Annotated in this window: 1 protein-coding gene and 1 rRNA gene; both read left to right on the top strand. The window is 49.8% G+C overall.

Going from position 1 to position 1,200, the window contains the following annotated elements; translation table 11 throughout:
• Positions 1 to 260: cytochrome b family protein (locus tag QRN19_RS18510; RefSeq protein WP_502928348.1), on the top strand; the 260-nt coding region annotated here is incomplete at its 5' end.
• 558 nt (positions 261 to 818) lie between these two features.
• Positions 819 to 1,200, top strand: a 16S ribosomal RNA gene (locus QRN19_RS18505); the annotation flags it as partial.

The following is a 1,200-nucleotide window of genomic DNA, read 5'->3' as shown; positions in this document are numbered from 1 at the left end:
TGTTGGCATTGGCGGTTACCTCCAACCGATACAGCCAGCGCCGTTTAGGTACCCGCTGGAAGAAGCTGCACCGGTTGGTGTATGTGATTCTCGGGTTGGGATTGCTGCATATGTTGTGGATCGTGCGCGCCGATCTTAAGGAGTGGGCAGTCTATGCCTTTATAGGTGTTTTCCTTTTGGCGCTGCGGATTCCTCCCTTGACCCGCCGGATCCCGCGTTTGATGGGTAAAAAGCAGGTTTTTCAGGAAAAGCGAAATTAAGTGTTGACGGCAGATTCTGAGTCTCTATAATTCGCCCCACTTCCGGCGCAGCCGAAACGGAAAACTCCTTGAAATTCAATGAGTTAAGTAGGTTTCGATAGTGGATCGCTTCAGTTCATCGAAGCCTGGAAGGAGTTGGAAATGCCGGTTTTCTGGTGCTTTCAACGGTTCGATCTTCTCGATCTTCTCGATCTTCTCGGTCGAAAGCGGAGAAAAAGAGGTGTTGACAGCAGCGTGTAACGCTGTAGAATTCGCCTCCCGCTAACGAGAGATCGGAAGCGCAAGTGGTTGAAGTTGTTGAAGAAATCTTCGAAAACTTCTGAAAATAATCACTTGACAGCAAATGAGGCTGCTGTAGAATGCGCGCCTCGGTTGAGACGAAAGATCTTAACCAACCGCTCTTTAACAACTGAATCAAGCAATTCGTGTGGGTGCTTGTGGAGTCAGACTGATAGTCAACAAGATTATCAGCATCACAAGTTACTCCGCGAGAAATCAAAGATGTAACCAACGATTGCTGAGCCAAGTTTAGGGTTTCTTAAAAACCCAAAGATGTTTGAACTGAAGAGTTTGATCATGGCTCAGATTGAACGCTGGCGGCAGGCCTAACACATGCAAGTCGAGCGGATGAAGGGAGCTTGCTCCTGAATTCAGCGGCGGACGGGTGAGTAATGCCTAGGAATCTGCCTGGTAGTGGGGGACAACGTTTCGAAAGGAACGCTAATACCGCATACGTCCTACGGGAGAAAGCAGGGGACCTTCGGGCCTTGCGCTATCAGATGAGCCTAGGTCGGATTAGCTAGTTGGTGAGGTAATGGCTCACCAAGGCGACGATCCGTAACTGGTCTGAGAGGATGATCAGTCACACTGGAACTGAGACACGGTCCAGACTCCTACGGGAGGCAGCAGTGGGGAATATTGGACAATGGGCGAAAGCCTG

The organism is Plantibacter sp. ME-Dv--P-122b, assembly GCF_030209375.1.
Taxonomy (GTDB): domain Bacteria; phylum Actinomycetota; class Actinomycetes; order Actinomycetales; family Microbacteriaceae; genus Plantibacter.
The sequence above is the reverse complement of the archived record's forward strand: the minus strand, read 5'-3'. Positions and strand labels throughout refer to the sequence as shown.